The 691-nt window shown below is 57.5% G+C and carries 1 pseudogene; it reads left to right on the top strand.

What is annotated here, in order from left to right:
• Positions 1-651, top strand: a pseudogene (locus J9893_RS20740) (IS481-like element ISAs19 family transposase); the annotation flags it as partial.
• Between the last annotated feature and the right edge of the window lie 40 nt (positions 652-691).

Here is a 691-nt window from a genome sequence, read left to right as displayed (position 1 = left end):
AGGGAACAGACGATTGAGCTCAATGACGAGCAGATCCGCCTGCTCGAGCGCTTCAGCCCCGAGTTTCGCGAACGCCAAATTGAGGTTCACTACACCGGGGAACTGGTGGCGGTCGACACCTTCTTCGTCGGCGCACTCAAGGGGGTAGGCAAGGTGTATCTGCAAACCGTGCTGGACTGCTACAGCCGCCACGCCTGGGGACGGCTCTACACCAGCAAGCTGCCGGTGACCTCGGTTCATGTGCTCAACGAAACGGTCCTGCCGTTCTTCGAAGCCCATGAGGCTCGGGTCTATACCATCTTGTCGGACAACGGGCGCGAGTTCTGTGGGCGCCCTGACCATCATCCCTACGAGCTGTTCCTGCAACTGGAGGGGATTGAGCACCGGACCACCAAGGTACGCAGGCCGCAGAGCAATGGCTTTATCGAGCGGTTGCACCGCACACTGCTGGATGAGCACTTCCGTATCAAGGGGAGGACGACCTGGTATGAGTCGGTAGAACAGATGCAGACAGACCTGGATAGCTACCTGGAACACTACAACACCGAGCGGCCACATCAGGGCAGGATGATGGAGGGTCAGACCCCCTACAGCATGTTCAAGAAGGGTCTGAAATTGATACCGAAGGAAGTGCGCACTAAAGTAGCGTAAACAAGACACCGGTTTGAGGCCGGTGTCAGGTGATAACTAG

This window comes from Aeromonas sp. MaB10011B (assembly GCF_017939325.1).
Lineage (GTDB): Bacteria > Pseudomonadota > Gammaproteobacteria > Enterobacterales > Aeromonadaceae > Aeromonas > Aeromonas caviae.
The sequence above is the reverse complement of the archived record's forward strand: the minus strand, read 5'-3'. Positions and strand labels throughout refer to the sequence as shown.